This window comes from Novosphingobium olei (genome assembly GCF_012927405.1).
Classification (GTDB): domain Bacteria; phylum Pseudomonadota; class Alphaproteobacteria; order Sphingomonadales; family Sphingomonadaceae; genus Novosphingobium; species Novosphingobium olei.
Genome location: NZ_JABBGM010000001.1, coordinates 219,579 through 246,195, shown reverse-complemented (window position 1 = coordinate 246,195; position 26,617 = coordinate 219,579). Strand labels below are relative to the sequence as shown.

Here is a 26,617-nt window from a genome sequence, read left to right as displayed (position 1 = left end):
AATGCGCCAACCGCCACTCGGTTCCTTGCGCAGTCAGACAACGATCGATGCGGCGAGGCGACCGGCCACCGCCAGCAGTTGCGCCGGATCGAACGGCTTGCCGATCACCGGCCTGTCGCGGAAATCCTCGGGCAGGTGCTCGCGTCCGTAGCCGCTGACGAAGGCGAAGCCGATCCCGGCCGCATCGAAGGTCGACGCCACCTTGTCGACCTTCTCGCCATGAAGGTTGCCGTCGAGCAGGGCGAAATGCGGCTGCAGGCGCGCGGCGGCGGAAATCGCCTCGGCGCAGGTCGTCGCCGGGCCGAGCGGGGTCGCGCCGGCATCTTCCAGCAACATCTCCAGCTCCATCGCCACCAGCGGCTCATCCTCGACGATCAGCACACGGCAGCCGGCAAGCGGCAGGCGATCACCAGCCGGTTCGGCGCGGGTGACGGTGCGTGGCGGCATCGCGCACGAAGCCCCCTGCGCCAGCGGCATGCACAGCGCCCATTCAAGCCCTTCGGCATGGAACTGGGCAACGGCCTTGCCGCCCAGGCTCGATTCGATCAGCCGCGTCCCGAACCCAGAACGTTCAGGGCTGCGCACCGGCGGCCCGCCGCTTTCCCGCCAGTTCAGCAGCAGATTGCCGTCCTGCGTCTCCCAGGTGACGTCGACTCGGCCGGTGCCATTCGAAAGTGCGCCGTACTTGATCGCATTGGTGACCAGCTCGTGGAACACCAGTGCCAGACGCAGCGCAGGTTCGGGTGCGAGCTGCGCTTCCGGTCCCGACGCCACCAGCCGCTCCGGGGCTACGGCGCCCAGGGCAAGCTGCTCTTCGACCAGACGCCCTACGCTCGCCCCTTCCCATGTCGCTGCGCTCAGCAGCGAATGGGCGCGGGCCAGGGCCTGCAGTCGGCCGGTAAAGGTGCTGAGGAAATCCTGCGGAGATGCAGCATGGCGCACGCTTTGCGTGGCGATCGCCTGCACTGTCGCCAGCGAATTCTTCACACGGTGGTTGAGCTCGCCCACCAGCAGCGCCTGCGTTTCCTCGGCCCGGCGCCGTTCGGTAACGTCGAGCACCTGCAGCGCCAGCGTGCCGCGCCCGTCCGCCTCGCTAAGCGAGGAGCAGTACCACTCGCCATCGATAGCCGCGCCATCGGCCCGCAGCAGCCGGTGATGCAAGGTCTCGCTCGCCTCGCCGCGGTCAAGCAGCGCCTGCATCGCCTCGATGAAGCCGCGCCGCGCTTCCTCGGGCAACCACGGCACCTGCATCAGCGACAAGCCCAGCACGTCGGCGCGCGAAAAGCCGGTCATGCGTTCGGTCGAACGCGTCCAGGTGATGATGCGCAGGTCGGAATCGATCTCGATGATCGCGAGCGGCGAATTATCGCTGTGCGCGCGCAGGCGCGCCAGAACGAGCCCCATCTCGTCGCGCTGGCGGGCAAGCTCGCGCCGCTGGCGCGCCAGCTCGGCGAACACCGCCACCTTGCCCGAAAGCACCACCGGATCGACCGGCTTGAGCAGGTAGTCGACCGCGCCAGCCTCGAAACCGCGAAAGCGCTTGCGCTCGTCGGTGGCGAGCGCGGTCAGGAAGATGATCGGCACTGCGCGCGTGCGCTCGATTCCGCGCATCAGCTCGGCAAGCTCGAAGCCGTCCATGCCCGGCATCATCACGTCGAGCAGGGCGAGCGCGAAATCCTCCTTGAGCAGCAGCTCCAGCGCCTCGAAACCGCTGCGCGCCTTGACCACCTCGATCCCGTCCTGCGCCAGCAGCGCCTCGAGCGCGCGCAGGTTCTCCTCGACATCGTCTACGGCAAGAACGCGCACCGGATCAGGCAGCCGCATCGCGGGGCTCCTTCCAATTTTCGGCGCTGCGCCGGAAGATCTTCTCCTCGGGCACGAAATCGGTAAACAGGTCCGAATGGCGCGAAAAGCGCAGCGTCTCGCGCGAGCCAAGCCCCAGGAAGCCCCCGCGCCCAAGCGAGCTGGCGAACAGGCCCAGCGCCCGGTCCTGCAACTGCCGGTCGAAATAGATCAGCACGTTGCGGCTCGACACCAGCTGGACTTCGGAAAAGACCTCGTCGGTTGCCAGGTTGTGATCGGCAAAAACCGCCTTGCGCCGCAGCGAAGGATCGAACCGCGCCGCACCGAAGGCAGCGGTGTAATATTCCGAAAGCGATCCCGGCGCGCCCGATGCGCGGTGATTGCGGGTGAAGTCGGGAATGCGCTCCAGATCGTAGATCCCAGCCTTCGCCTTTTCGAGCGCGGCCGGATTGATGTCGGTGCAATAGAAGATGGTGCGGTCTTCAAGGCCCGCCTCGCGGAACAGGATGGCCAGCGACCAGAACTCCTCGCCATTGGCGCAGCCAGCGATCCACACCTTGAGCGAAGGCCAGGTATGCAGATGCGGCAGGACGTTTTCGCGCAGGGCCCGGAAATACGCCGGATCGCGGAACATCTCGCTCACCTGGATGGTCAGGAAGCCCATCAGCGTCGGATGCACCAGCGGATCGTGCAGCACCCTGTCCTGCAGTTCGGACAGTGTTGCGCAGCCGAAATGCGTGCGCGCCCGGTCCATCCGTCGCCGCAGCGATTCGCGCGCATAGTTGCGGAAGTCGTACTGGTAGCGCCGCCAGATCGCCTCGAGTAGAAGGTCCAGCTCGATGTCCTCGGTCGATGTTTCGGCCAGCGAACTCATCGCGGCATCCACACACGGACGAGCGACAGCAGCTTGTCCACGTCCAGCGGTTTGGCGAGGTAGTCGTTCGCGCCTGCGTCCAGGCAGTCCTGCTGGTCCCGCGCCATCGCCTTGGCGGTCAGGGCGATCACCGGCAGGTCGCGCCACAGGCCCTGCTTGCGGATCTCGCGCGTGGCCGTCAGCCCGTCCATTTCCGGCATCATCACGTCCATCAGCACCAGATCCACCGGCAGTGCCTCGCCGCGTGCCACCTTTTCCAGCTCGGCCAGCGCTTCCAGCCCATTTCGCGCGATCCGCACGCGCGCGCCATGCGGTTCGAGCACGCTGGTCAGCGCGTAGACGTTGCGGATGTCATCCTCGACGATCAGGATCTGCCGCCCTTCCAGTGCGGCATCGCGGGTCAGCGCCTTGGCCAGCAGCTTCTGCTGCGGTTCGGGAAGATCGGCGACGACCTGGTGCAGGAACAGCGTCACTTCGTCGAGCAACCGCTCGGGGCTCTTGGCGCCCTTGACGATGATCGACTTGGAATAGCGCCGCAGCCGCAGCTCCTCCTCGGCCGAAAGGTCGCGGCCGGTATAGACGATCACCGGCGGGAAGCCGACGCTTTCGTCCGTGCTCAGTCGTTCGAGCAGGTCGAGCCCCGGCATGTCCGGCAGGTTGAGGTCGAGCACCATGCAATCGAACGTCTCGGACCCGAGCTTTTCGAGGCACGCCTGTGCACTGTGCGCCTCGATCGTCTCCACCGCGCGCGAGGCGAGCAGATGACGCACGCTTTCGGCCTGCGCGACATCGTCTTCCACCACCAGCACCCGGCGCAGGCGCTGGTCCATCCGCGCTTCCAGCCCTTCGAGCATGTCGACCAGCGTTTCGCGGCGTACCGGCTTGAGCAGATAGCCCACCGCACCGTTGGACAGGGCGGGCAGGGTATCGTCGTCGGCCGACACGACGTGCACCGGGATGTGCCGCGTGCGCGTGTCGCGCTTGATCCGGTCCAGCACCGAAAGCCCGGTGTGATCGGGCAGATTCATGTCGAGGATCACCGCGTGCGGCACGTATTGCCGCGCCATCAGCGCCCCTTCGTCCGCCGTCCCGGCGAGCAGGCACTGGAAGCCCATCTCGTGCGCAAGATCGCGCAGGATGCTGGCGAAGACAGGGTCGTCCTCGACCACGAGGATCACCCGCGCGTCACCCGAAAGGACCTCGCGATCGTCTTCGTCGTGAACTCTCTGCGGAGCAATCCTTGCTACCTTGACCGGCGCGGGCGCAGCCGGGGCGTCAGGGCGCGGGGTCGGCGGCGGGGGTGGCAACACCGCTGCGGGGTCGAACGCTGCCGGAAGGTCCAGCGTGAACGTGCTGCCCTGCCCCGGCGCCGAATCGAGCGCGATCCCACCGCCCAGTAGCCGCGCCAGCTCGCGCGAGATGGAAAGGCCGAGTCCCGTTCCGCCGTACTTGCGGCTGATCGTCCCGTCCGCCTGGCGGAAAGCCTCGAAGATCGTGTCCTGCTGTTCTGGCGGAATCCCCGTGCCCGTGTCCCGCACCGAAAACGCGATGCGGTGGTTGTCCTGCGGCCCGACGATGATCGCCACCTCGCCCCGCTCGGTGAACTTGATCGCGTTGGAGACGAAGTTCTTTAGCACCTGCTCCAGCCGCTGCGGATCGGTCTCGATCTCGGTCGGTGCCTCGCCAGAAACCTCGACGCGCAATGCAAGGCCCTTGCTCTCTGCCGAAGCGCGGAACGTCTGGGCGATCTTCTCGACCAGCGGGGCAAGGCGCACGCGCCTTGGCTGAAGTTCGAGCCGCCCGGCTTCGATTTTCGAGATGTCGAGGATGTCGTTGATCAGCGTCAGCAGGTCGTTGCCGGAGGTCTCGATCGTGCGGGCAAAGCGGACCTGTTCCTCGTCCAGATTGCCGTTGCGGTTATCGCCCAGCAGCCGGGCCATGATCAGCAGCGAATTGAGCGGCGTGCGCAATTCGTGGCTCATGTTGGCAAGGAATTCGCTCTTGTAGCGGCTGGCCTGTTCCAGCTCGCCTGCCTGCGCCTTGAGCGATGCCTGCGCGCGGGACAGCTCGTCGCGCTGTGCTTCCAGTGAGCGGGTCTGTTCCTCCAGCTGCACGTTGCTGCGTTCCAGCTCGGCCTGCTGCTGCTCAAGCTCCGCCTGGGCCTGCTGCAGCGCGCGGGTCTGGGCTTCCAGCTCGTCGTTGTTGGCACGCAGCTCCTCGCCCTGCGCCTGCAGTTCTTCGGCCTGCTGCTGCGTCTCGGCCAGCAAAGACTGCAACTGCGCGCGATACTTGGCAGAGCGGATGGAAAGGCCCAACTGGCGACGGATCAGGTCGAGGAACGCGACGGGATCGGCCCCGCCAAGCGCCCCGCCATCGGGCAGAGCGAGCTCGACCACAGCATTGACCGTGCCGTCCACCTCGCCGATCCCGACCAGCAAGCGCTGCGGCTCGCCTTGGCCCAAGGAAGATCCGTAGGTGAAATAGCCTGGCGGCAGGTTGTCGAGCAGCAGCACGCGCCGTTCGGCGACGGCCCGGCCGGCGAGGCCATCGTCACGGCCAAGCCGCTGCGACGGCCCGATGCCGTCGGGCACGCCGATCGAGGCCAGCTTGCGAAAGCCGTCCCCATCGCGCACGAAGATCACCCCCGCGCCCGCGCCGATCCGCTCGACCAGATAGCCGAGCGCGGCGCGGCCCAGATCGTCCAGTGCCTGTTCGCCGGCGATCGCATTGGCCAGCCCAGCCTCGCCATCGCGCAGCCATTGCTGGGTCATCGCCTCGTTGCGATAGCGGATGAACAGCGCGCCAAGCCCCGCCAGCGCGATCTCCACGATGGTGGCGAGCGACCGGTTGACGATGGCGACCGAGGGATCGATCCCTGCAGGCGCGAAATGGAAGCCCACGATCGTCAGCAGCGTTGCAACGAACGCGGACGCCACCGGCACCCAAGGGCGGTCGGACAGAAACGCAAGGACCGTGGGGACAAGGTAGATGACCCACACCGCCGTGCCGAGCGGGAAGACCAGGTCCGCAGCGAAGGTAAGCCCCAGCAGCAGGATGAGCGCGACATTCAGCACGGAGCGAGCAGCGGCCGGAGCACGCGGATTGGGCATTGTTTTCCTTTTGCCGCGTCGGAGTTCGACTGCCGCGGACCGAAAAGCGCAGAGAGACGGTATTTCGCGGGCAAACGCTCTTGAGCGGCAATGGTTCCCTCCTCCACGGCAGGCTTTGCCATCCTTTTCACGGATTGGGTGTTTCGGCCGACGGAATTGCGAAGGAATTTGTTGATCTTGCGCCAGCGACTCGTACTAGCTGCGCGCGACGAATTGAGGACGCCTACCAGAACCTCCAGCAGCAAGGGCGGATCGTGAAGGGACGGGAGCAGACACAGGACAGGCCTGTTGTGCGCAGCATCGCGGATCTGGCCCGCATTGCCGGCGTGTCGGTGTCGACGGTTTCGCGCGCGCTTACCGGCAAGGGCACCCTGAACGAAAAGACGCGCGAACGCGTCCGTGCTCTGGCGGACGAATACGGCTTCCGCCTCAACGTATCGGCACAGAACCTTCGGCTGGGCCGGACCGGTGCGATCGGCGTGCTGCTGCCGCTGGGCCACGAACGCGGCCAGCATCTCTCGGACCCGTTTTTCAGCGCGATGCTCGGCCATCTGGCCGATGAACTGGCCGAACGCGGCTATGACCTGCTCATGTCGCGCGTCCTGCCCGATCGGGCCAACTGGCTCGACGATTTCGTGCGGTCGGGCCGCACCGACGGCGTGATCGTCATCGGCCAGTCCAATCAGGGCGCAGTACTCGAAGCCGTCGGCAAGACCTATCGCAACATGGTCGTGTGGGGCGCTTCGGGCGCGGACCTGCCTTACCTGACAGTTGGCACCGACAACGTCGCGGGTGGTGCGCTGGCGGCACGGCACCTGCTCGAACGCGGCCGCCGCCGCCTCGCCTTTTTCGGCAACATCGACGCACCCGAATTCGTCGCGCGCGAACGCGGCTTCCTCGAAGCCCTGCCCGAAGAGCTGCGCGCGTCGACCGAGATCGTGCCCATCCACCTCACCCCCGAAAGCAGCTTCGCCGCGGCGAGCGAATACTTCGCCGCCGGCAATCGCCCGGACGGCGTGTTCGCGGCCTCAGACATCATCGGGATGAGCATCGTCGCCGCCGCGGCCGAACACGGGATCGCCGTTCCCGAAGCGATGTCGGTGGTCGGCTTCGACGATATCCTGCTTGCTCGGATCGCGACTCCGCCACTCACCACGGTGCGCCAGGACATTGCAGAAGGCGCGCGGCGACTCGTCGACCTTGTCCTGCAGCGAATCGCCGGGGAAGACGTTTCGTCCGCCTTGCTGGACCCCGTGCTGATCGAACGCGGGTCGAGTTGAAACGCTCTTCACGCGCTGAAAGCCGCGCATCCGGACGATGGCCCTAAGGGCAATCCGCAAACGATTGCTATTTGACTTGCAAACGATTGCTGATGGCGCTAGCTGACCCTTGAGCGGTCCGTTCAACGGCCGCCGATGCCCTTCATCGGGCAGCATGGGAGGATTGTCATGAAGCGTGTTTTGCTCACCGCATCCGTTGCTCTGTGCGCGCTCGCCGCGCCAGCGTTCGCTCAGTCTGCACCGGCCGACCAGCCGGCCAGCGCCGAGGACGCCAAGGCCGATCCGCTCGGCCTCAACGAAATCGTCGTCACCGCGCAGCCGCGCGCCGTGAACAAGCTCGACAGCTCGGTTTCCGTCTCGTCGCTCGGCGCCGACGCCATCGCGCAGGCAGCGCCCCGCACCACGGCGGAAATCTTCCGCTCGATCCCCGGCATCCGCTCGGAATCGACCGGTGGTGACGGCAACGCCAACATCGCCGTGCGTGGCCTGCCGGTCGCCTCGGGCGGCGCCAAGTTCCTCCAGCTGCAGGAAGACGGCATGCCCGTCATGCAGTTCGGCGATATCGCGTTCGGCAACGCCGACATCTTCCTGCGCGCCGACCAGACCATCGCCTCGATCCAGGCGGTGCGCGGCGGCAGCGCCTCGACGCTCGCCTCGAACGCGCCGGGCGGCGTGATCAACTTCATCTCGAACACCGGCGAAAAGGACGGCGGCGTCGTCATGGCGACGGCCGGCGTGGACTATCGCGACTACCGCCTCGATTTCGATTACGGCGGCCACATCGACGACAAGACCACGTTCAATGTCGGCGGCTTCTGGCGTTCGGGCAACGGCCCGCGCGATGCCGGCTACACCGCCAACCAGGGCTACCAGATCAAGGCGAACCTGACGCGCAAGTTCGATTCGGGCTACGTCCGCCTGTACTTCAAGCACCTCGATGACCGGGCCATCAGCTACCTGCCGATGCCCACGCTGGTCACCGACACCAACAGCGATCCCAAGTTCGGTTCGATCAACGGTTTCGACATCAAGTCGGACACGATCCAGAGCGCCTACTTCACCAGCGCCTTCGGCCTCGATGGGCAGAACAACCGCCGCACCACCGATCTCAAGGACGGCATGCACCCGCTGGTCAACGCGGTCGGCCTCGAAGCGGTGTTCGACGTGGCCGACGGGCTGAAGCTGGAAGAACGCTTCCGCTACCAGTCGGTCAAGGGCAACTTCGTCTCGCCCTTCCCGGCAGAGATCGGCTCGGCGCAGTCCATCGCCGACAGCACCGGCAACTACCTTGCCAACGGCAGCTTCTCGGGCGGCACAACCGGCGCCTATTCGCTCAAGTACGCGACCGGCCCCAACGCCGGCTCGGCCTTCACCGGCGGCGCCAACGGCCTTGCCATGCGCGTCCACCTGTTCAACGTGGACATCAACGATTTCGGCGGGTTCACCAACGATCTCAAGCTGATCAAGACTTTCGGCGACTATTCGCTGACCGCCGGCCTCTACAACGCCCGCCAGTCGATCGACATGGACTGGGTGTGGGACAGCTTCCTGATGGAAGTGAAGGGCCATAACGCCGCCCTGCTCAACGTCGTCGACAAGGCCACCGGCCAGGTTCTCTCGTCGAACGGCCTCTATGCCTATGGCGTGCCCTTCTGGGGCAACTGCTGCACCCGCAGCTACAACGTCGATTACGACATCATCGCGCCCTATGCCGCGTTCAGCGCGCAGGTCGGCCCGGTCAACTTCGACGCCTCGATCCGCTATGACAGCGTCAAGGCACGCGGCGACTATGCCGGTGCGGTGCAGTCGGTGCTCGACGTCAACCAGAACGGCGTGATCGATCCGGTCGAAAAGAGCGTGTCGGTGATGAACAACGGCGGTGCCTCGCCGGTCAACTACAACGTCCACTACACCTCGTGGTCGGTGGGCGCGAACTACCGCGTCAACAACGACCTTGCCGTCTTCGCCCGTGCCAGCCGCGGCGGCCGCGCCAATGCCGATCGCCTGCTGTTCGGTCTGGTCCAGCCTGATGGTTCGGTCCGCCGCCAGGATGCGATCAACTTCGTCAACCAGTACGAACTGGGCGTGAAGTATCGTTCGGGTCCGTTCGCGCTGTTCGTCACCGGCTTCCACGCCAAGACGCAGGAACAGAACTACGAGGCGACCAGCCAGCGCTTCTTCAGCCGCGTCTACAAGGCAACCGGTGTCGAACTCGAAGCGGCATACCGCCAGGGCATCTTCGATCTTCGCGCCAGCGCCACCTGGACCGACGCCAAGATCGCCAGCGACGCGATCAGCCCCGCCAACGAAGGCAACCGTCCGCGCCGCCAGGCGAACCTGATCTATCAGTTCACCCCCGCGCTCGACTTCGATGTCGCCCGCGTCGGGTTCAACGTGATCGGCACCAGCAAGGCCTATGCCCAGGACAACAACGATCTGGTCTTCCCGGCCTATGCGCAGGTCAACGCCTTCGTGAACGTCCGCCCGGCCGAGAACGTGGAAGTCTCGGTCAACGCCAACAACCTCTTCAACGCGACCGGCTTCACCGAAGCGGAAGAAGGTTCGATCACCAACAACGCGACCAACTACATCCGCGCCCGCGCGATCAACGGTCGCACCATCTCGGCCTCGGTCAAGTACACCTTCTGAGCCCGGGTCGCAGCGCAGGCGCCGCCATGCCCTTCGGCGGCGCCTGCCACCCCTTTTTCAATTCATCCCGCACCCAAGGCAGGAGCCGCCGTGTCCTCTCCCTCCCCGTGGAGCGCCCGCCATCTCCACGCCTACCTCAACGCCGGCGTCGAGCCTGACCGCGCCCCCCTCCTGCGCGAAGGCGACTTTGCCCGGGTCTCCGACAGCACCGACATCTGGGATGCCTGGCCGATCCAGCGGCGCGATGGCCATCCCTTCACCCTCGACGATGGGTCGCAAGTGTGGATGGCGCTCGCCGCGCCGCGCTTTCCCGATCCGGATGAACGCCACGGCCACGCCCGCATCACGCTGTTCCGCCTCGCCCCCGACGGGGCCTGGCACGAAATCGGCCCCGCCCTGCCCGATGGCCTTTCGCCCGGTAGCCGCGAATGGTCGGGCAGCGCGATCGCCGATCCGGACGGCGCGCTGACGCTCTACTTCACCGCCGCCGGCCGCCGCGGCGAAGCCGAACTCACCTTCGAACAGCGCATGTTCTCGGCCCGCGCCACGCTCGAACCCGATGGCCGCTGCACCGGCTGGACCGACCTTGCCGAAATCGTCGCGCTCGATCCCGCCTACTACATGCCGACCACGGCGGGCGGCGGCATCGGCACGATCAAGGCCTGGCGCGATCCGTCCTATTACCGCGGTGCCGATGGCCGCCACTGGCTGACGTTCGCCGCCTCGCTCGCCGGATCGCAAAGCGCCTTCAACGGCGTGGTCGGCGCCGCCTGGGCAGCGGCGGACCGCCCGGACGAGTGGCAGCTCCTGCCACCGATCGTCTCGGCCGATGGCCTCAACAACGAACTCGAACGCCCGCACCTCGTCGGCCACGGCGGCAAGGTCTACCTGTTCTGGTCGACGCAGGCGCACGTGTTCGATCCCGCCGGACCCATCGGCCCCACCGGGCTTTACGGCATGGTCGCCGATCGCGTCGAAGGCCCCTGGACACCGCTCAACGGCAGCGGCCTCGTCTTCGCCAACCCGGTCGAAGCGCCGGCGCAGGCCTACAGCTGGATGGTCCTGCCGGATCTTTCCGTCACCAGCTTCGTCGACAACTGGGGCGGCGGCGATGTACGCCGCTTCGGCGCAACCTTCGCACCGTTCCTCCATCTCGTGCTTGATGGAGACCACGCGAGCCTGAAACAGGCCTGAAACAGGATTGAGCAGAGATGGCGGAGCCCCGGATAGCAGGCGTCGAACTCGGCGGCACCAAGACCATCCTCGTGCTGGCGAACGGGACCGAGATCGTCGAACAGGTCTCGATCCCCACGCAGACGCCGGACATCACGCTCGCAGCCGCGAATGCTCGCTTGCGCGAATGGCACGCAGCTGCCCCGATCGCGGCGCTGGGCATTGCCTCGTTCGGTCCGCTGGATCTTGCGCACGGGGTCATGCTGCCAACGCCCAAGCCGCACTGGACCGATGCGCCGATCCGCGATGCGCTGAACGCCGGTATCGATGGCCCGGTGGTGATCGATACCGACGTCAACGGCGCGGCGCTGGCCGAATATCGCTGGGGCGCCGGCGCGCAGCACGGCTTTACCAGCCTGTGCTACATCACCATCGGCACAGGACTTGGCGGCGGCATCGTGATCGACGGCGTGCCGCTGCATGGCGCAATGCACCCCGAAATCGGCCACATCCGCGTACGCCGCGCACCCGGCGATGATTTCGCGGGCGTGTGCCGCTTCCACGGCGATTGCCTGGAAGGGCTGGTCAGCGGCCCTGCCCTTGCCGCGCGCTTCGGCATGGATGGCAGCCAGATTCCCGACAATCACCCCGGCTGGCAGAATGTAGCCATCGAGATTGCCGATGCCATTGCCACCCTGTTCCTGATGACCTCGGTCGAAGCGGTGCTGATCGGCGGCGGCGTCGGAACGGCGCGGGCGAGCCTGCTGCCTGCGATCCGTGCGTGCGTGCTCGAAAGCCTTGCCGGCTACCTGCCGTTCGTCACCTCCGACAGCGTCGCAACCCGCATCGCCCATCCCGCGCTGGGCGATCGCGCCGGCCCGATGGGCGCGCTGGCGCTGGCGCTCGACGCGCTGGACTGAAGCGCTCAGCGAATTCCCGCAGCCGCGATCAGCTGGGGGATCTTCTCCTTCAGCGCGAAGAAGCCCTTGGTGGCATGGGGCCATGCGCGGTCGTCCCACGCCCGCCGATGCTCCCCAAGCGTCAGCCCTGCATGGCGCAGCGCGCGCTTCATTTCGGGGAACGCTTCGAGCGCCGGGCCAACCGTGGCGAACCCGGTGAGCACCTGCCCTGCGCCCTCGCCATGTGCAAAAGCGGCCAGTTCCTCGGCCGACGAACAGACGCGGAAAGGACAGTGCCAGCGCGCCACGGCGCGTTGCACCCCGTCGCCCAGCGCGGTCTTGTCGGCCGGCACGGCGCCGTCGCTGGCCAGCACGGCCACGCCCCGCACATCCAGATCGCCCAGCGCCGCCTCCAGTTCCAGCGAAAGGTCCTCGGTGGTCAGCCACAGCACCGTCGCCACGCCCGCTTGCCAGCGCAAGGGCGCGCGGGGCAATGCGGCAGCCGGCGCAGGCGGTTCGTCGGGAATGCGCGCCACGGTCGCAAGGCCGCGTGGGCTGAAGCGCCCGCCGGTCATCCGCGCGATCCTGTCGGCATCGGCGAGATACGCCTTGCCGCGCGTGTGCAGGCCCGCGACCCAGCGCCACGACAGCGTGTTCGATGCCGCATCGCCATCGATCAGCCGGTCCAGGAAGAAGCGCGCGCCCAGCTGCCAGGGCAGGCCCAGCGTGAACACCCAGATCGAGGCGAACTGCATCCGCGCCCAGTTGTGGAGATAGCCGGTCGCCTCAAGCTCCTCCACCCAGTGGTCGAAGCAGTCGATCCCGGTCTCGCCGCGACAGGCGGCCAGGTGGCGTGCGGCAAAGCCGTCGTCCTCGCCCAGCCGCAGGTCCAGCCGGTGCAGGTCGCCGCGCCAGCTGGCCCAGACCTGCGGCCGCGCTTCCAGCCATCCCTTGAAGTAGCTGCGCCAGAACACTTCGGTGACGAACTTGTCCGCGCTTTCGCCATGCGCGGCGCGCACGCGGGCGACGACTTCGGCTTCGCTCACCAGCCGTCGGCGCAAGGCGGCGGACAGGCGCGAAACCGCATGGTGGCGCCCGGCGCCGTGCTCTTCATTGCGCCGCGCGGCATAGACCAGCCCGGCCTGCGGCAGGAACGCGTCGAGCCGCAGCAGCGCAGCTTCGCGCGTTACCGGATGTTCGGCGAAACCCTGTGCCTGGGCGGCCGGGCGGGGAGCGATGGAAGCCATCGCCACCCCATGCAGAGTCACCCGCGCCCGCGCCAGCCGACCATACGGGCAAGACTCATGCGGCCACCGGCACTTCTTCTGGCGCGAGCGGGGCGCGGCCACGGATCTGGTCGGCGATCTTTTCGGCGATCATGATCGTGGGCGCATTGGTGTTGCCGCCGACCAGCGTGGGCATGACCGAGGCATCGACCACGCGCAGGCCTTCGAGCCCGATGACCTTGCAGTCCTTGTCGACCACGGCCAGCGGATCGCTCGCCACGCCCATCTTGCAGGTGCCGACCGGGTGGTAGATCGTCTCGCCCTTGGCGCGGACCCAGGCGTCGATATCGTCGTCGCTGCGCACGCCCTCGCCCGGCCAGATCTCCTCGCCGCGATAGGGATCGAGCGCGGGCTGGTTCACGACTTCGCGCGCGATCCGCACGCCTTCGCGCACCGCGCGGCGGTCTTCCTCGGCGGCCATGAAATCGCACAGGATCGCAGGGTCGGCATACGGATCGGCCGAGCCGAGCGAGACCGTGCCCCGGCTTTCCGGGCGCAACTGGCACACGTGCATGGTGAAGCCATCACGCTTGGCGGCAACCTTGGCGTGTTCCTGCATGATCGCCAGCACGAAGTGCAGCTGCAGGTCGGGCCGGTCGAGATCGGGCCGGGATTTGAGGAAGGCGCCCGCTTCCAGCCCGTTCTGCCGCCCGGTGCCCTTGCCCGTCAGCAGGTATTCGAGCCCCACCTTGAGCATGCGCAGACCGCGGATGTCGTTGTAGAGCGTGATCGGCTGCGTGCAGGCCCAGTTGAGCGTCACGTCGAGGTGGTCCTGCAGGTTCTGCCCCACCCCCTTTCGCGCATGGACCGTAGCGATGCCGTGCTTGCCGAGCTGTTCGGGATCGCCGATGCCGGAAAGCTGCAGGATCTGCGGCGATTGAAACGCCCCTGCACAGACCAGCACTTCACGGCTTGCGAGCGCCGTCACCACCGCCTTGCCTTGGCCAAGGCTGTATTCGACGCCCGTGGCTCTGCCGTTCTCGACCAGCACCCGGTGCGTGCGCGCGCCGGTCACGATGGTGAGGTTCGCCCGCTGCCCGGCAATCGGCGCAAGGTAGCCGCGCGCCGCGCTCCAGCGCTGGCCGTCGTGGATGGTCAGCTGGTATCGGCCGAAGCCTTCCTGCTCCAGCCCGTTGAAATCGTCGGTCACCTTGTGCCCGGCCTGTGCGCCTGCTGCGATCACGCCCTTGTAGAGCGGGTGTTCGGACCGCTCGCCCCAGCTGACCTTCAGCGGCCCGCCTTGCCCGTGGTAGGTGTTCGCGCCTTCCTGGAAATCCTCCGCCCGGCGGAAATAGGGCATGACTTCGGCATGGCTCCAGCCTTCCAGGCCCATCTGCCGCCACTGGTCGTAATCGCGGGCATGGCCGCGCACATAGAGCATGCCGTTGATCGCGCTCGATCCGCCCAGCCCCTTGCCGCGCGGATGCCACATCCGGCGGTTGTCCATGAAGGGTTCGGGCTCGCTCCAGAAGCCCCAGTTGTGCTTGCTCTTCTTCTTGATCAGCGAGCCGACGCCCGCCGGCATGCGCACCAGCACCGAGGTATTCTTGCCGCCCGCTTCCAGCAGCAGGACGCGCACCTGCGGGTCCTCGCTCAACCGCGCGGCGAGAACAGAGCCCGCGCTACCGGCGCCAATCACGATATAGTCGAACGTGCCCTCTGGCATCTTCTCATCCCATTCCAACGCTTGTTGACACAGGGGTAAGTAATCGGAATTCCGATTGCAAGCCGCACGATCGGTCACGCGAACCTGACGGAAATTTCACGCAACCGCGTTCTTTCTCCTGCGTTTCCCGCGCATGATCGCAGATAACGCGCCGGCGCTGGTTACCGGGGGAGAGAGTGGCATCGGCCGGGCATGTGCCCTTGCGCTGGGCCACAGCGGCAGGCCGGTCGTCCTGACCTATTACGCCGATGCAGCAGCCGGGCAGGCCGTCGCGGACGAGATCGCGTCCGGCGGCGGCCGCGCTCTGGCGCTGCAGGCCGATGTCGGCAACGAAGCGGCAATCGATTCGCTGTTCGCCGAAGCGGAGCGCGCCTTCGGCCCGATGCGCCTGCTGGTCAACTCGGCGGGGCTCAACATGAGCGGAACGCCGCTGCAGGCGATGACGCTGGCGCAGTTCGACCGCGTGCTGCGCGCCGATCTCTACGGCCCCTTCCTCACCTGCCGCCGCTTCGTGCGCGCGCTGGAAGGCGACGCCCCCACACCGAGCGGCAGCGCCGCGACCGGCGTGGCGCGGATCGTCAACGTCTCGTCCATCCACGAACGCGCGCCGCGCGCGGGCGGGCTCGATTACGATGCGGCCAAGGGCGGCCTTGCCCAGCTCACCACCACGCTGGCACTCGAACTCGCGCCGCGCGGTATCGCGGTCAATGCCGTCGCGCCGGGCATGATCCTTACCCCCATGAACCAGTCCGCGCTCGACCACCCGGACGAGCTGAAGGCCAAGGAGGCGGCGATTCCCTGGGGCCGCGCCGGCCGGCCGGAAGAGGTCGCCGACCTCGTCCTGTACCTGCTGTCGGACCGCGCCGACTACATCACCGGCACCACGGTGACGATCGACGGCGCGCTCTCGCTCACCGTGGCGCAAGGCGCATGAGCGGGCCCGACGCCGCGGGTGCCACCCACGCCCCGCTCGCCTTCGCCGTGCTCGCCCACCACGTCGTCACGCTCGATGCCGCGCGCAGCGACGGGCTGCTCTCGGGCTTCGACCTGATGAGCCCTTACGTCTGGCGCCGCGATGCGGCCTACCAGCTGCTGGTGCGCGTGCTGCCCAATCCGCTCGGCCCCGATGACGCGACCGGGATCATCTACGCCGGCACGTCGCGCGACGGGCTGTTCTTCGAAATGGCGCATGATCCCGCCATCGTCCCCGGCCCTGAAGACGTCGACGCTGCCGGGGTGGAAGATCCCACCGTGGTGCGTTCGGGCGAACAGGTCATGGTGTTCTACACCGGCGTCGAAAAAGGACGCGCGCGCGGATCGCTGCTCGTCGCCGAAGGGCGCGACATCACCGCGATGACCAAGCGCAAGGTGCTGCTCCAGGCGCCCGAGGGCGAAGGCAACATCAAGGAGGCGACCGTCGCGCAAGGCGCCGATGGCAAGTACCGCCTGTTCTACGAATACGCGCGAGAGATCGAACCGGGTCGCGCCGCCTCGCGCATCGGCATGGCGATCGCGGATTCGCTCGAAGGGCCATGGACGGTGGCGGACGATCCCTTCACCGTGCGCGACGACGCCTGGGACAACTGGCACCTGTCGACCGGCCCCATGCTGTCGCGCGCCGGAAAGCCCAACGTGATGTTCTACAACGGCGCCACCGACGATGCCCGCTGGCGGATCGGCTGGATCGCCTTCGACGAAAACTACACGCAAGTGGTCGATCGCTGCGTCGAACCGCTGATCGTGCCTCCGCCGCCGCGCCTGCGCTCGGGCATCGACATCGCCTTTGCCGCCTCGTGCCTCGACGAACACGACGGGATCCACCTCTACTATTCGCTGGAAGACCGCGTGCTGCGTCGCGCCACCATCGGCTGGCTCGTGACGGAGTAGTCGCCGGGATTGTCGACAATCTGTTGACAATTGCCTCGCAGGCCGCGAGCCTGCCCGACATGACGCGTCCCGCCCCCGCCTCCAAACCCCGGATTTCCGCCAGCGAAATCGCCGGCGCGATCGTCCGGGCGATCGAATCGGGCGAACTTCATCCGGGCGAACGGCTGGTCGAAGCGGACCTGTGCCTGCGCTTCGGCACCGGGCGGCAGGCGGTGCGTGAGGCGCTGCAGCAGCTGAAGGCCGCTGGCGTGGTCGAAATTGTCCCCAATCGCGGCGCGCACATCCTCGCCATTTCGGCCGAGCAGGCGATCCTCACGCTCGAAGTCACCGAACTGCTGTTCGGCCTCGCCGCCCGCAGCGCTGCAAGGCGCATCGTGGCCGGGGCGGATGCTTCTTCGTTGGAACGCGCGGTGGCGGAACTCGAAGCCTGCCGCGACGCGGGCGATGCCGCCAGCTACATGCACGCACGCCGCCACCTGTTCGGCGCGCTGGCGCATATCGCGGCCAACCCCGAACTCACCCGCAGCCTCGACCAGGCGCGGGTCCATGTCATGCGCGGCCAGTTCGGCTTCGCCATGATGCGCGGCGAACATGCGGGCGAACTGGCGCAAGTGGGCAAGCTGGTGCTTTCGGGCCACGCCGCCGAGGCCGAAGTCGCCGCGCGCGCCTATGTCGAACGCATCCGCCACCGGCTCGAAACGCCATGAATTCCTGAAGACCCAGGCAAACGTCGCAAAGACGACAAGCGGGAGAGAATGACCATGCAGTACGATCTTGTCATCCGCGGCGGCCTAGTCGTCGACGGCACCGGCACCACCCCCTTCCACGCCGACGTCGCCGTGCGCGATGGCCGCATTGCCAAAGTCGGCACCATCGAGGGGCGCGGCGCAGAGGAGATCGATGCGACCGGCAAGATCGTCACCCCCGGCTTCGTCGACGTGCACACCCACTACGATGGGCAGGTGACCTGGGAAAACCACGTCGCGCCCTCGTCGGGCCATGGCGTCACCACCGTGCTGATGGGCAACTGCGGCGTCGGCTTCGCGCCCTGCCGCCCGCACGAGCGCGAGATGCTGGTCAAGCTGATGGAGGGGGTGGAGGACATCCCCGAAGTGGTGATGACGCAAGGTCTGCCGTGGAACTGGGAAACCTTCCCCGAATACCTCGACGCGCTCGACGAGCGCCAACTCGATATCGACGTCGCCACCCAGCTGCCGCATTCGGCCTTGCGCGTGTTCGTCATGGGCGAGCGCGCACTGCGGCAGGAAGCGCCGACCGCCGAAGATCTCGAAAAGATGCGCGCGCTGGTAGCCGAAGCCATCACCAAGGGCGCGTTCGGCGTCACCACCTCGCGCAACATGATGCACCGCACCAAGGCGGGCGAACTGGCCCCCAGCCTCTATTCCGAGGTCGATGAACTCTGCGCGCTGATGGATGGGCTCAATGACGCCGATGCCGGCGTGTTCCAGCTGATCCCGGCGCCGGCCAGCGATGCCGAGGAAGAATTCGCCCTGCTGCGCAAGGTGGCGGAGCATGGCCGCCGGCCGCTCTCGTTCACGCTGCTCGATGTGCCCAACCAGCCGGGTGCCGGCTGGCGCTCGCAGCTGCGCGCGCTCGAACAGGCGCGGGCCGACGGGCTGGAAATCCGCGGACAGGTCGCCCCGCGCCCGGTCGGCATGTTCTATGGCTTGGATCTCAGCCTGCATCCGTTCAGCGCGCACCCCTCGTACCGCGCCATTGCCCACCTGCCGCTGGCCGAGCGGGTCGAACGCATGCGCGACCCCGAATTCCGTGCGCAGCTGCTGGTCGAAGCCGGCGAGGACACCAACCCCGTCACCCTCGCGCTGATCGATGCCTTCCGCGCCACGCACGAATGGGACGGCGATCGCCCCGACTACGAACCGGTGCGCGACAACCGCATCGAACAGCGTGCCAAGGCGGCGGGACAGAGCTGGCAGGAATACGCCTACGACCTGCTGCTGCGCAACGAAGGGCGGCAGATGTTCTATCTGCCGGCGGCCAACTACACGGAAGGCAATCTCAAGGCGGTGCGCGAAATGCTCGGCCATCCGGACACGCTGATGGCGCTGGCCGATGGCGGCGCGCACTATGGCCTGATCTGCGACGGCAGCTTCCCGACCTACTTCCTGCAACGCTGGGCCCGCGATGCTGCGCCAGACGAGCGCATCGCGATCGAGGATGCCATTGCCGAACTCACTGCGCGCCCGGCGGCAGCGGTACGAATGGCCGATCGTGGGCGCATCGCCGAAGGGCTCAAGGCCGATCTTAACGTGATCGACCTCGACGCGCTCGACCTGCACCTGCCCTACATCGCCTACGACCTGCCCGCTGGCGGCAAGCGCATGCGCCAGGAAGCCGATGGCTATGTCGCCACGATCGTTTCGGGAACCGTGATTGCCCGCAACGGCAAGCCGACCGGCGCGCTACCCGGCCGCCTCGTCCGCCGCGGCCGCGTGCGCGAAGCCGTCGCGGCCTGACCGCAAAACATGGAGCCGCATCCGGCGGCGAGCCCGGACGATAACGCCGTTGGGAGATCACGGACCTGCGCGACCGGCGCGGGCGCCATGCGTGGCGCGTGCGCGTGGAGGGCAAGAGGAACGCTGTGGCGAGTGGCCGGCGGGGCGTTGGCTATCCCGGATCGGCTCAGCCTGAATTCGGACGGGGGCTCGAAACCCGGGCTGCGGCTCGCAAGGCGGCCCGGTCCGTAGCGATAAGTCCCGCGAGGATAAGTTCCGGGATTGGTCGCGGCCGCATGAAGGGGCCGGACCGGACTGGAACCGGACTCGCAAGGGAGCGCTGCCACGCGGTTGAACCACCGCACCACATCCGCCCGTCCGTTGCAGTGGCTTGGGTTGCCCTGAGGGACTTGGGGCTTAACGCCCTCGCTGCCGTATCCCCCGAAAGGGATGCGGCTCCCGCAGCGCCGACCCGCGCCGGTCGCGTCGGGCCTTTCCCAGCGTGGAGATTGGCCCGAAGGAGCGAAGAGCAAGCCGGCCATGCCGCTCCCGGTCCGTGGACGGGCATATAACCTATATGGTACGTTTTGTCAAGGTTGGGGAAGAGACTCCAGAGAACAGGACAGATGCGAGGGGGGCACCCCCTCGCGCTCCCGGGACGTCTTCCGGCGCGGGGGTTGCGCTGTGGGGAGGTGTTGCGTTCGATCTCGCTGTTGCGCTTGTGAGAACAAGGGCGGCCCTTCGACAGGCTCAGGGCAGGCGTTTTCGGGGGCGTGGGGTGTTCGTTCCTCATTCGTCATGCCAGCGTAGGCTGGCATCGCCCTCGGTTTGCGGACCGGGTGGTAGGCGCTCGGCAGCCAGCGATCCCAGCCTTCGCTGGGATGACGTTTTGTGCGCTCCCACACCCCGCCCATCCTGAGCTTGGCGAAGGATTGTTCTGGCCTTCGGGCTCGCGCCCCCTGGCACGAAGGCAATGTGCTCAGCTTTGTTGGCGCACGAGGTCGAGGACCTGCTCGTTAAGCGATTGCGCGCGTTCGGACGTCGCGCTTTCGGTGTAGCAGCGCAGTTCGGGTGCATTGCCGCTCGGGCGAAGGTGGATGACATCGCCATCGGCGAACGTCGTGCGCAGGCCGTCCGTGGTGTCGAACGCGATCGCCGCGCCCGCCAGATGGCCGAACATCGTCGTCAGGCGCTGCAAGACATCGGCAGGGGTGCCTTCCTGCAGATGGGCGAGCAAGGCCTGGCTCTTTTCGGTCGCGTAATCCTTGAGCCGTTCGCTGTAGGTAAAGCGCGTCGGCAGTCGGGCCTGCAGCCCAGCCAGCGTAACGCCCTGTCGCCGCGCTTCGGCCAGAACCGCGACCATGGGCAGGACGGCGTCGCGCGTGGGCAGCGCGGCAAGCTGGCGCTGTTCGACCACTACCGGACTGGCCAGCAGGAAGCCGCCGTTCGCCTCATACCCGCAGACGGTGCTCCACTTTCCGGCCAGCTCATTCATCGCCTCGATAACGAAGGGCGACCCGATCCGCGTTCGGCGCACTTCGCTGAAGGCCTGTGACAGTTCGAGCGCCGTGTTGCAGCTGACGGGCGCCGCCACCGCTTCGATCCCCAGCGCCTGCGCACACAGGATCCCGAGCACATCGCCGCGCATCCACGTGCCGGTCTCGTCGGCCAGAAGCGGCCGGTCGGAATCACCGTCAGTGGATAGGATCGCATCGAGGCCGAATTCCCTCGACCACTGCCGGGCAAGGACCTGGTCTTCGGGCCGCACCGCCTCGGTATCGACCGGAATGAATTTGTCCGACCGGCCTAGCCGGACGACGTCGGCGCCGAGCAGCTCGGCGATCCGGACCACCAGATCGCGGCCGACGGCGGAATGTTCGTAGACGCCGAGCTTCAGGCCGCGAAGCGCATCGCCCCCGAAGAAGGCGGCGTAGCGCGCAACATAGGCCGCTTCGATATCGACCAGCGGACCGCAATCGGGCGCGGAGAGCAGCATGCCATTTTCGTCGAACAGATCCGGCAGGGCGACATCCTGCGCACGCATGGCCAATTCATCGGCCTTGAGGATTTCCCCGTCGGTGCGGTTGAACTTGATGCCGTTGCGATCATCGGGAATGTGGCTGCCGGTGACCATCAGCGACGGCATGCCGTGTGCAAAGCCGTGGCCGGCAACCGCAGGCGATGGCACGAAGCCGCAATAGGCTACCTCGCCACCACGGTGCCGGATCGCGGCAGCGCAGGCCGCGAGAATGCGCGGCGTGGATGGCCGCAGATCACCCGCGATGGCGACCGAGCGGCCCGGCGCGAACTGGCCGATGCCTTCGAGATGCTGAAGAAACGCGCACGTGTAGGCAAAGCAGACCGCATCGGTCATTGCGGTGACCAGCCCGCGCGCACCGCTGGTGCCGAAGGCGACACCGGAGCGGTTCATCAGGTCGGCGATGGAAACGATCGATACCATGGCGTGGATCAGTCCGTAGTCAAAAAGGGGCCGTCAACGTGGGGGGCGTCGTCGGAGGGCCCCCGTCGGAAGAAAAGGGTCTAGTTCGCCGCATTTCCTATGCTGACGATGGAAAACGCCATCGCGGAGATCACGCTGACGAACTTCTGAATATCGACCAGCGGCGCGTTGGAGACATAGAGTATGTCCTTGTTCTGGATGCGGAATCCTTGCGCAACAAAGAACGTGGCCGGGTTCGACATATCCACCCGGTAGATCACCGGGACCTTGCCGTCGGGCGTCATGCGGGTGGCGGGCGTGACGATGCCCCCTAGAGTGGCCGGGTCTTCCAGACGGAAGATGAAGACGCCCTTGATGTCAGCGCGGTTGTCCTGCAGCCCGCCGATCCGGCCAAGCGCCTGCGCGAGTGTGAGCCCGGTCGCTTCGAAATCGACTTCGGCGTTGATGTTGAACGCGCCCAGAGCCTGGAAGCTGTAGGGCTGGTACAGCGCCGTGACCACGTCATTGGCTTGCAGCGGGATGTTTTCCGCAGGGCTGCTGATCACATTAGCCAGCGGTTGCGAGGCGACGATACCGTTGCGCGACAGCTGGATCGTCATCTTGTTGACCGGCTGCTTCACCCCGCCGACGCTGGCGATGGCATCGAGCAGGCGTTCGCCCTTGGCGGTGAGCGGCATGAGCCCGCTCTTGTTGACCTCTCCCACCACGGTCACGTTCGCAGCTTGGTTGCTGGCGATGCGCACGATGACCTGCGGATCGTGCGCCTTGCCGCGCAGGCGCGCGACGATGTCCTGCGCAACCTGCTTGGGCGTGCGCCCGGCTGCGGTGATCGAGCCTGCGAAAGGCACCGAGATCTGCCCCGTTCCATCAACCATCTGCTGCGGGATATCGGCCGAGCGCGAAGTCGAAGGGACGGACGGCGTGGTCGCCGCCAGCGCGCTGCCGGCGGACAGGGACCCGAACAACGCGGCTGGCGGCGCTTCCCAGATGGCAATGTCCAGAACATCGCCGCGCCCGATGAGATAGCGATTGGTCATCGGATCACCGAAGACCTGGGCAAAGGTCTGCGGCTGACGGTTCTGGACGATCTGCCGGGCCACCTGTTCGTTCAGGTCGACCAGCGTGATGCCCGCGTTTTCGGTCTTCACGCTGCGGATGGACTTGCCCGAGGGCCCGGAGCTTCCCAGCGATGCGCACGATGAAAGCAGGGTCGGGATGGCGAGCAGCGCAGCCGTCCTGATCCAGCGGCGATTTGCAATACGGTTCAAGTCGATCCTCTCGGGTCTGATCTGCGGCCTATAGGGGAAGCGGCCGATCCCAACCAGCAGATTGCGTCAGGCCTGGCGCAGGTCCGCATGATGTTGGAGGAACCAGCGATAGGTCTGCTCCACGCCTTCTTCGAGCGAAATCCTGGCCTTCCACCCCATGGCTTCGAGGCGGCTCACATCCATGAGCTTGCGCATGGTTCCATCCGGCTTCGAGCTGTCGAACCCGACCCGTCCGGAAAACCCGGTGACCTTGGCGATCAGCTGCGCCAGTTCCCCGATCGTGACATCCGCCCCGTAGCCCACGTTGATGTGGCTGAGCATCGGTTCGGTATTGGCCTGGTAGGTTTCCTTGTCGAGATCCAGCACGAACAGCGATCCCGCCGCCATGTCTTCGACATGCAGGAATTCGCGGCGGGGGGTTCCGGTTCCCCAGATCGTCACCTCGTCCCGGCCTTCGCGGGCCGCTTCGTGGAAGCGGCGCAGCAGGGCGGGCAGCACGTGCGAGTTTTCCGGATGGAAGTTGTCGCCCGGGCCATAGAGGTTGGTCGGCATCACGCTGCGGTAATCGGTGCCGTACTGGCGGTTGTAGCTTTCGCACAACTTGATCCCGGCAATCTTGGCGATCGCATAGGGTTCGTTGGTCGGCTCGAGAATGCCGGTCAGCAGCGCATCTTCGCGCATCGGCTGCGCAACGGCCCGCGGGTAGATGCAGGACGAGCCGAGGAACAGCAGCTTTTCGACGCCCGCGGCATAGGCCTGATGGACGACGTTCGTCTCGATCATCAGGTTTTCGTAGATGAACTGCGCGGGATAGGTGTTGTTGGCGTGAATGCCGCCGACCTTGGCCGCCGCCAGGATAACCGCGTCGGGCCGCTCGCTTTCCATGAACGCGCGCACCGCCTGCTGGTCGAGCAAGTCAAGCTCTGCGCGCGAGCGGACGACGACGTCATCGCCCCGCTCGCGCAACTGGGTGGCGATCGCTCCGCCGACCATGCCGCGATGGCCGGCAACGAACACTTTCATGGCAGGGCCCCTTACGCTTCCAGGGAGACGGGAACGTCAAGCCCGTGCTGCTTGAGCAGGGCATGGCGCCGCGCGACCTTGAGATCTTCGGCCACCATTTCGGCGCACATTTCCTGCGCGGTGATTTCCGGAACCCAGCCCAGCTTGGTCTTGGCCTTGGCCGGATCGCCCAGCAGCGTTTCCACCTCGGCCGGACGGAAATAGCGCGGATCGATCCGCACGATGACATCCCCCACCGAAAGGGCGGACGCCTTGTCACCCTCGATCGCGGACACGACGCCCACTTCATCGACGCCGCTGCCTTCGAAAGCGATCGTCACGCCAAGCTCGGCCGCCGACCATTCGATGAACTGACGCACCGAATACTGCACGCCGGTGGCGATGACGAAGTCTTCTGCCGTTTCCTGCTGCAGCATCATCCACTGCATGCGGACATAGTCCTTGGCATGACCCCAATCGCGCAAGGCGTCGAGATTGCCCATGTAAAGGCAGCTTTCGAGACCCTGGCTGATGTTGGCAAGCCCGCGCGTGACCTTGCGCGTGACGAACGTTTCGCCGCGGCGGGGGGATTCGTGGTTGAACAGGATGCCGTTGCACGCATACATCCCGTAGGCTTCGCGATAGTTCACCGTGATCCAGTAGGCAAAGAGCTTGGACACGGCATAGGGCGACCGCGGGTAGAACGGCGTGGTTTCACGCTGGGGGGTTTCCTGCACCAAGCCGTACAACTCCGATGTGGATGCCTGGTAGAAGCGGGTCTTCTTCTCCATGCCCAGGAAGCGGATCGCTTCCAGCAGGCGCAGGGTTCCGACCGCATCGACCTCGGCCGTGTATTCGGGCGCTTCGAAGCTGACGGCGACGTGGCTCTGCGCGCCGAGGTTGTAGACTTCGTCCGGCTCGATCTGGGCGATCAGCCGGGTTAGGTTCGATGTATCGCTGAGATCGCCATAGTGCAGGCGGAAGCGCGCCGCTTCCATGTGGGGATCGGCATAGATGTGGTCGATCCGCTGCGTGTTGAACAGCGAGGCGCGGCGCTTGATGCCGTGAACCTCATAACCCTTCTCCAGCAGGAATTCCGCGAGATAGGAGCCGTCCTGACCTGTTGCCCCGGTTATGAGAGCCTTCTTCTGAGCCATAGAGATACGCCATTTCGTTGTTTCAGGGATTGATGTTGCAAGCCGGGCCAGCGCCCGGTGCCACCGAACGCATCACCGCGGCGCCGACAGCGCGCTACGCGGCAGAAAACTCGAAGCGCTTGAAGCAGACCGAAAGCATCCGGCTGTCTGTCGGCAGCGTGGTTGCCTTGTCGAAGCACAGGATCAGGTGGTTTTCATCCCGCAGCAGGCCCGCGTCGAACACGAAGCGGTAATCGGACCAGCCGGGCGTGATCTTTCCTTCGTGCACGATCTGCTCGTTCAGCAGGATCGTGCACTGCACCGCCTTGCCAAGATTGGGCAGCGAAGACGCCGTAAAGCGGGCCTTGACCCGGCCGCGCACCACGTCGAGGCCGGAGAAGTACAGCTCCGAACGATAGCCCACGGCCCAGCGCCATTCTGGCTCGGCATTGCTCCAGCCCTTGCCGACGAAGCGGTCGTCTTCCCGGGTCAGGTCGAGCAGGCCGCCGGTATCGAGATCGCAGTCGCGCACCGTCGACTGCACCGCGATCGGCGCCGGCTGGGCTTCACCGATGACGTCGAGCACCCGGTCGAAGGGAAGTTCGCTCAACTGCGTCAACAAGGCGAGCTTGCGGGTGAGGAAAGAGACGTATTCGTCAAGCGAGGCATAATAGCTGTGCCACAGGTCCTTAAAGAAGGCCGCGTGATCCATCTCGATCACCGGGCCCGGTTCGGCGCCGTAGATCCATTCGAGAATGGCTGGGTGCGAGGCGAGCCACTGCTTGCGCCCTTCGACAACCGTGCGCCAGCCGAGCTTGGCCATCTGCGCCGCCCGGTCGCGGATTGCGATCGGACCGGGGCTGTCCTTGTTGAACAGGATGCCGTTCAGCCAGTTGCTGATGTATTCGCTGTTGGTCGGCGCGCCGTGGGCGAGCACAAGCTTGCCCTGCGCCATGGCCTCCAGCAGCGCCATGCCGATGCCTTCGGCAACGCGCGGGGCAATGAACACGTTGGCCCGCCCAAGGCACCGTGCATAGTCTGCTTTGTCCTTGAACCAAGTGCTGTGGGTGTAGCGATAGCGCGCGTCGGGCCGGGGCTGCGGCGTATAGTTGCCCGGAATATCCGCGACATTATGGACATGCAGGCTGTCCAGTTCATCCCCCAGCAGCGTGTCGACCAGCTTGAAGTCCACGCCATGATCGGGCCGCCGCTGCCAGAAGAAGGCATGGAGCGCATCGAAGCGGGGCAGCTTGTCCTCTTCCACCGCCTCGGGAAAATAGCGCAGCAGCATGGACGTGCCGCCGGCCATGCGGATGCGTTCGTTGAGCGCCAGGGAGAAATTGAAGAACCGGGCCTTGTGCGCGAACAGCCAGTGGATATCGGGCATGCCGCCCGAACCGTCGAACATCGGGATGACGATGACCGGCTTGCCCAACGACAGGAACACCGGGGCAAGGAAGTCCATCTGCCACAGGATGACCACATCGGCTGCGCCGGCAGCAGCCAGCACGCCAACGTCGGGCTGGTCCTCAGGCGAGAGGTAATACGTCTCTACGGCAAAGCCGGTCCGCAGAATATCGACGAAGAAGTCCGCAGACCGCGTCTTCTTGTGGAACATGTGATCGACGAAAAGGGCTTTCTTCATG

At 66.2% G+C, this 26,617-nt stretch carries 18 protein-coding genes; 8 read left to right on the top strand and 10 right to left on the bottom strand.

What is annotated here, in order from left to right:
• Window positions 1-33 precede the first annotated feature (33 nt).
• From HHL27_RS01085 to HHL27_RS01075, 3 genes are read right to left on the bottom strand one after another with little or no spacing between them, the layout of a single operon-like run.
• Entirely contained in the window at window positions 34-1,824 is a 1,791-nt protein-coding gene (locus HHL27_RS01085; protein ID WP_169491534.1) for a response regulator, read from the bottom strand.
• A complete protein-coding gene (locus HHL27_RS01080) occupies window positions 1,811-2,689 on the bottom strand; it encodes a CheR family methyltransferase (protein ID WP_420874022.1) in 879 nt (292 codons plus the stop codon). Before HHL27_RS01080 ends, HHL27_RS01085 begins: the two co-directional genes overlap by 14 nt.
• Window positions 2,674-5,787, bottom strand: coding sequence for a response regulator (locus HHL27_RS01075; protein WP_169491532.1), 3,114 nt, complete (start codon window positions 5,785-5,787; stop codon window positions 2,674-2,676). The genes HHL27_RS01080 and HHL27_RS01075 overlap by 16 nt, the downstream gene beginning before the upstream one ends.
• Before the next feature lie 299 nt (window positions 5,788-6,086).
• Between HHL27_RS01075 and HHL27_RS01070 the strand changes: the two genes are divergently transcribed.
• From HHL27_RS01070 to HHL27_RS01055, 4 genes are all read left to right on the top strand, one after another.
• Window positions 6,087-7,067, top strand: coding sequence for a substrate-binding domain-containing protein (locus HHL27_RS01070; protein WP_169492056.1), 981 nt, complete (start codon window positions 6,087-6,089; stop codon window positions 7,065-7,067).
• A 168-nt stretch (window positions 7,068-7,235) separates the two neighbouring features.
• Window positions 7,236-9,716 (top strand): TonB-dependent receptor, encoded by a 2,481-nt coding sequence (locus HHL27_RS01065; RefSeq protein WP_169491531.1) that lies wholly within the window; start codon window positions 7,236-7,238, stop codon window positions 9,714-9,716.
• A 90-nt stretch (window positions 9,717-9,806) separates the two neighbouring features.
• Complete coding sequence (locus tag HHL27_RS01060; protein WP_169491530.1) at window positions 9,807-10,910, top strand: glycoside hydrolase family 68 protein; 1,104 nt, start codon at window positions 9,807-9,809, stop codon at window positions 10,908-10,910.
• A gap of 17 nt (window positions 10,911-10,927) precedes the next feature.
• Window positions 10,928-11,809: an ROK family protein gene (locus HHL27_RS01055; RefSeq protein WP_169491529.1), complete on the top strand. Its 882-nt coding sequence runs from the start codon at window positions 10,928-10,930 to the stop codon at window positions 11,807-11,809.
• Window positions 11,810-11,814: 5 nt separating this feature from the next.
• Here the strand turns inward: HHL27_RS01055 and HHL27_RS01050 are convergent, their stop codons facing one another.
• Together HHL27_RS01050 and HHL27_RS01045 are read right to left on the bottom strand one after the other, a co-directional pair.
• Complete coding sequence (locus tag HHL27_RS01050) at window positions 11,815-13,035, bottom strand: FAD-binding domain-containing protein (RefSeq protein ID WP_169491528.1); 1,221 nt, start codon at window positions 13,033-13,035, stop codon at window positions 11,815-11,817.
• A 55-nt stretch (window positions 13,036-13,090) separates the two neighbouring features.
• Window positions 13,091-14,740 (bottom strand): choline dehydrogenase, encoded by a 1,650-nt coding sequence (locus tag HHL27_RS01045; RefSeq protein WP_169491527.1) that lies wholly within the window; start codon window positions 14,738-14,740, stop codon window positions 13,091-13,093.
• Window positions 14,741-14,873: 133 nt separating this feature from the next.
• On the opposite strand from HHL27_RS01045, the gene HHL27_RS01040 reads away from it, so the two are divergent.
• The 4 genes from HHL27_RS01040 to HHL27_RS01025 are packed head-to-tail and all read left to right on the top strand — an operon-like array spanning window position 14,874 to window position 19,125.
• Window positions 14,874-15,674, top strand: coding sequence for an SDR family NAD(P)-dependent oxidoreductase (locus HHL27_RS01040; RefSeq protein WP_169491526.1), 801 nt, complete (start codon window positions 14,874-14,876; stop codon window positions 15,672-15,674).
• A complete protein-coding gene (locus HHL27_RS01035; protein WP_169491525.1) occupies window positions 15,671-16,627 on the top strand; it encodes a glycoside hydrolase family 130 protein in 957 nt (318 codons plus the stop codon). The genes HHL27_RS01040 and HHL27_RS01035 overlap by 4 nt, the downstream gene beginning before the upstream one ends.
• A 59-nt stretch (window positions 16,628-16,686) precedes the next feature.
• On the top strand, window positions 16,687-17,334 hold the full coding sequence (locus tag HHL27_RS01030; protein WP_169491524.1) for a GntR family transcriptional regulator: 648 nt from the start codon (window positions 16,687-16,689) through the stop codon (window positions 17,332-17,334).
• Window positions 17,335-17,382: 48 nt separating this feature from the next.
• Complete coding sequence (locus HHL27_RS01025) at window positions 17,383-19,125, top strand: N-acyl-D-amino-acid deacylase family protein (RefSeq protein ID WP_206069303.1); 1,743 nt, start codon at window positions 17,383-17,385, stop codon at window positions 19,123-19,125.
• Between the two features lie 958 nt (window positions 19,126-20,083).
• Here HHL27_RS01025 and HHL27_RS01020 read toward each other — a convergent pair.
• The 5 genes from HHL27_RS01020 to HHL27_RS01000 form a co-directional block, all read right to left on the bottom strand.
• Window positions 20,084-21,565 carry a phosphomannomutase gene (locus tag HHL27_RS01020; RefSeq protein ID WP_169491522.1) on the bottom strand — a complete coding sequence of 494 codons (1,482 nt, stop codon included), beginning with the start codon at window positions 21,563-21,565 and terminating at the stop codon, window positions 20,084-20,086.
• Window positions 21,566-21,645: 80 nt separating this feature from the next.
• The gene (locus HHL27_RS01015) at window positions 21,646-22,833 is read right to left on the bottom strand and encodes a polysaccharide biosynthesis/export family protein (protein ID WP_240959233.1); all 1,188 of its coding nucleotides are present in this window, start codon (window positions 22,831-22,833) and stop codon (window positions 21,646-21,648) included.
• Between the two features lie 66 nt (window positions 22,834-22,899).
• Window positions 22,900-23,856, bottom strand: a complete 957-nt coding sequence (gene fcl, locus HHL27_RS01010) for a GDP-L-fucose synthase (protein WP_169491521.1) — start codon at window positions 23,854-23,856, stop codon at window positions 22,900-22,902.
• Between the two features lie 11 nt (window positions 23,857-23,867).
• Window positions 23,868-24,992: a GDP-mannose 4,6-dehydratase gene (gmd, locus tag HHL27_RS01005; RefSeq protein WP_169491520.1), complete on the bottom strand. Its 1,125-nt coding sequence runs from the start codon at window positions 24,990-24,992 to the stop codon at window positions 23,868-23,870.
• Window positions 24,993-25,086: 94 nt separating this feature from the next.
• Complete coding sequence (locus HHL27_RS01000; protein WP_169491519.1) at window positions 25,087-26,616, bottom strand: glycosyltransferase; 1,530 nt, start codon at window positions 26,614-26,616, stop codon at window positions 25,087-25,089.
• Window position 26,617 lies beyond the last annotated feature (1 nt).

Bases quoted from the DNA above. Each gene is read 5' to 3' on its own strand.
- HHL27_RS01025 (WP_206069303.1), top strand. From the start codon at position 17,383: ATGACCATGCAGTACGATCTTGTCATCCGCGGCGGCCTAGTCGTCGAC.
- HHL27_RS01055 (WP_169491529.1), top strand. From the start codon at position 10,928: ATGGCGGAGCCCCGGATAGCAGGCGTCGAACTCGGCGGCACCAAGACC.
- gmd (WP_169491520.1), bottom strand. From the start codon at position 24,992: ATGGCTCAGAAGAAGGCTCTCATAACCGGGGCAACAGGTCAGGACGGC.
- HHL27_RS01045 (WP_169491527.1), bottom strand. From the start codon at position 14,740: ATGCCAGAGGGCACGTTCGACTATATCGTGATTGGCGCCGGTAGCGCG.
- HHL27_RS01075 (WP_169491532.1), bottom strand. From the start codon at position 5,787: ATGCCCAATCCGCGTGCTCCGGCCGCTGCTCGCTCCGTGCTGAATGTC.
- HHL27_RS01000 (WP_169491519.1), bottom strand. From the start codon at position 26,616: ATGAAGAAAGCCCTTTTCGTCGATCACATGTTCCACAAGAAGACGCGG.
- fcl (WP_169491521.1), bottom strand. From the start codon at position 23,856: ATGAAAGTGTTCGTTGCCGGCCATCGCGGCATGGTCGGCGGAGCGATC.
- HHL27_RS01035 (WP_169491525.1), top strand. From the start codon at position 15,671: ATGAGCGGGCCCGACGCCGCGGGTGCCACCCACGCCCCGCTCGCCTTC.
- HHL27_RS01040 (WP_169491526.1), top strand. From the start codon at position 14,874: ATGATCGCAGATAACGCGCCGGCGCTGGTTACCGGGGGAGAGAGTGGC.
- HHL27_RS01020 (WP_169491522.1), bottom strand. From the start codon at position 21,565: ATGGTATCGATCGTTTCCATCGCCGACCTGATGAACCGCTCCGGTGTC.
- HHL27_RS01065 (WP_169491531.1), top strand. From the start codon at position 7,236: ATGAAGCGTGTTTTGCTCACCGCATCCGTTGCTCTGTGCGCGCTCGCC.
- HHL27_RS01085 (WP_169491534.1), bottom strand. From the start codon at position 1,824: ATGCGGCTGCCTGATCCGGTGCGCGTTCTTGCCGTAGACGATGTCGAG.
- HHL27_RS01050 (WP_169491528.1), bottom strand. From the start codon at position 13,035: ATGGCTTCCATCGCTCCCCGCCCGGCCGCCCAGGCACAGGGTTTCGCC.
- HHL27_RS01030 (WP_169491524.1), top strand. From the start codon at position 16,687: ATGACGCGTCCCGCCCCCGCCTCCAAACCCCGGATTTCCGCCAGCGAA.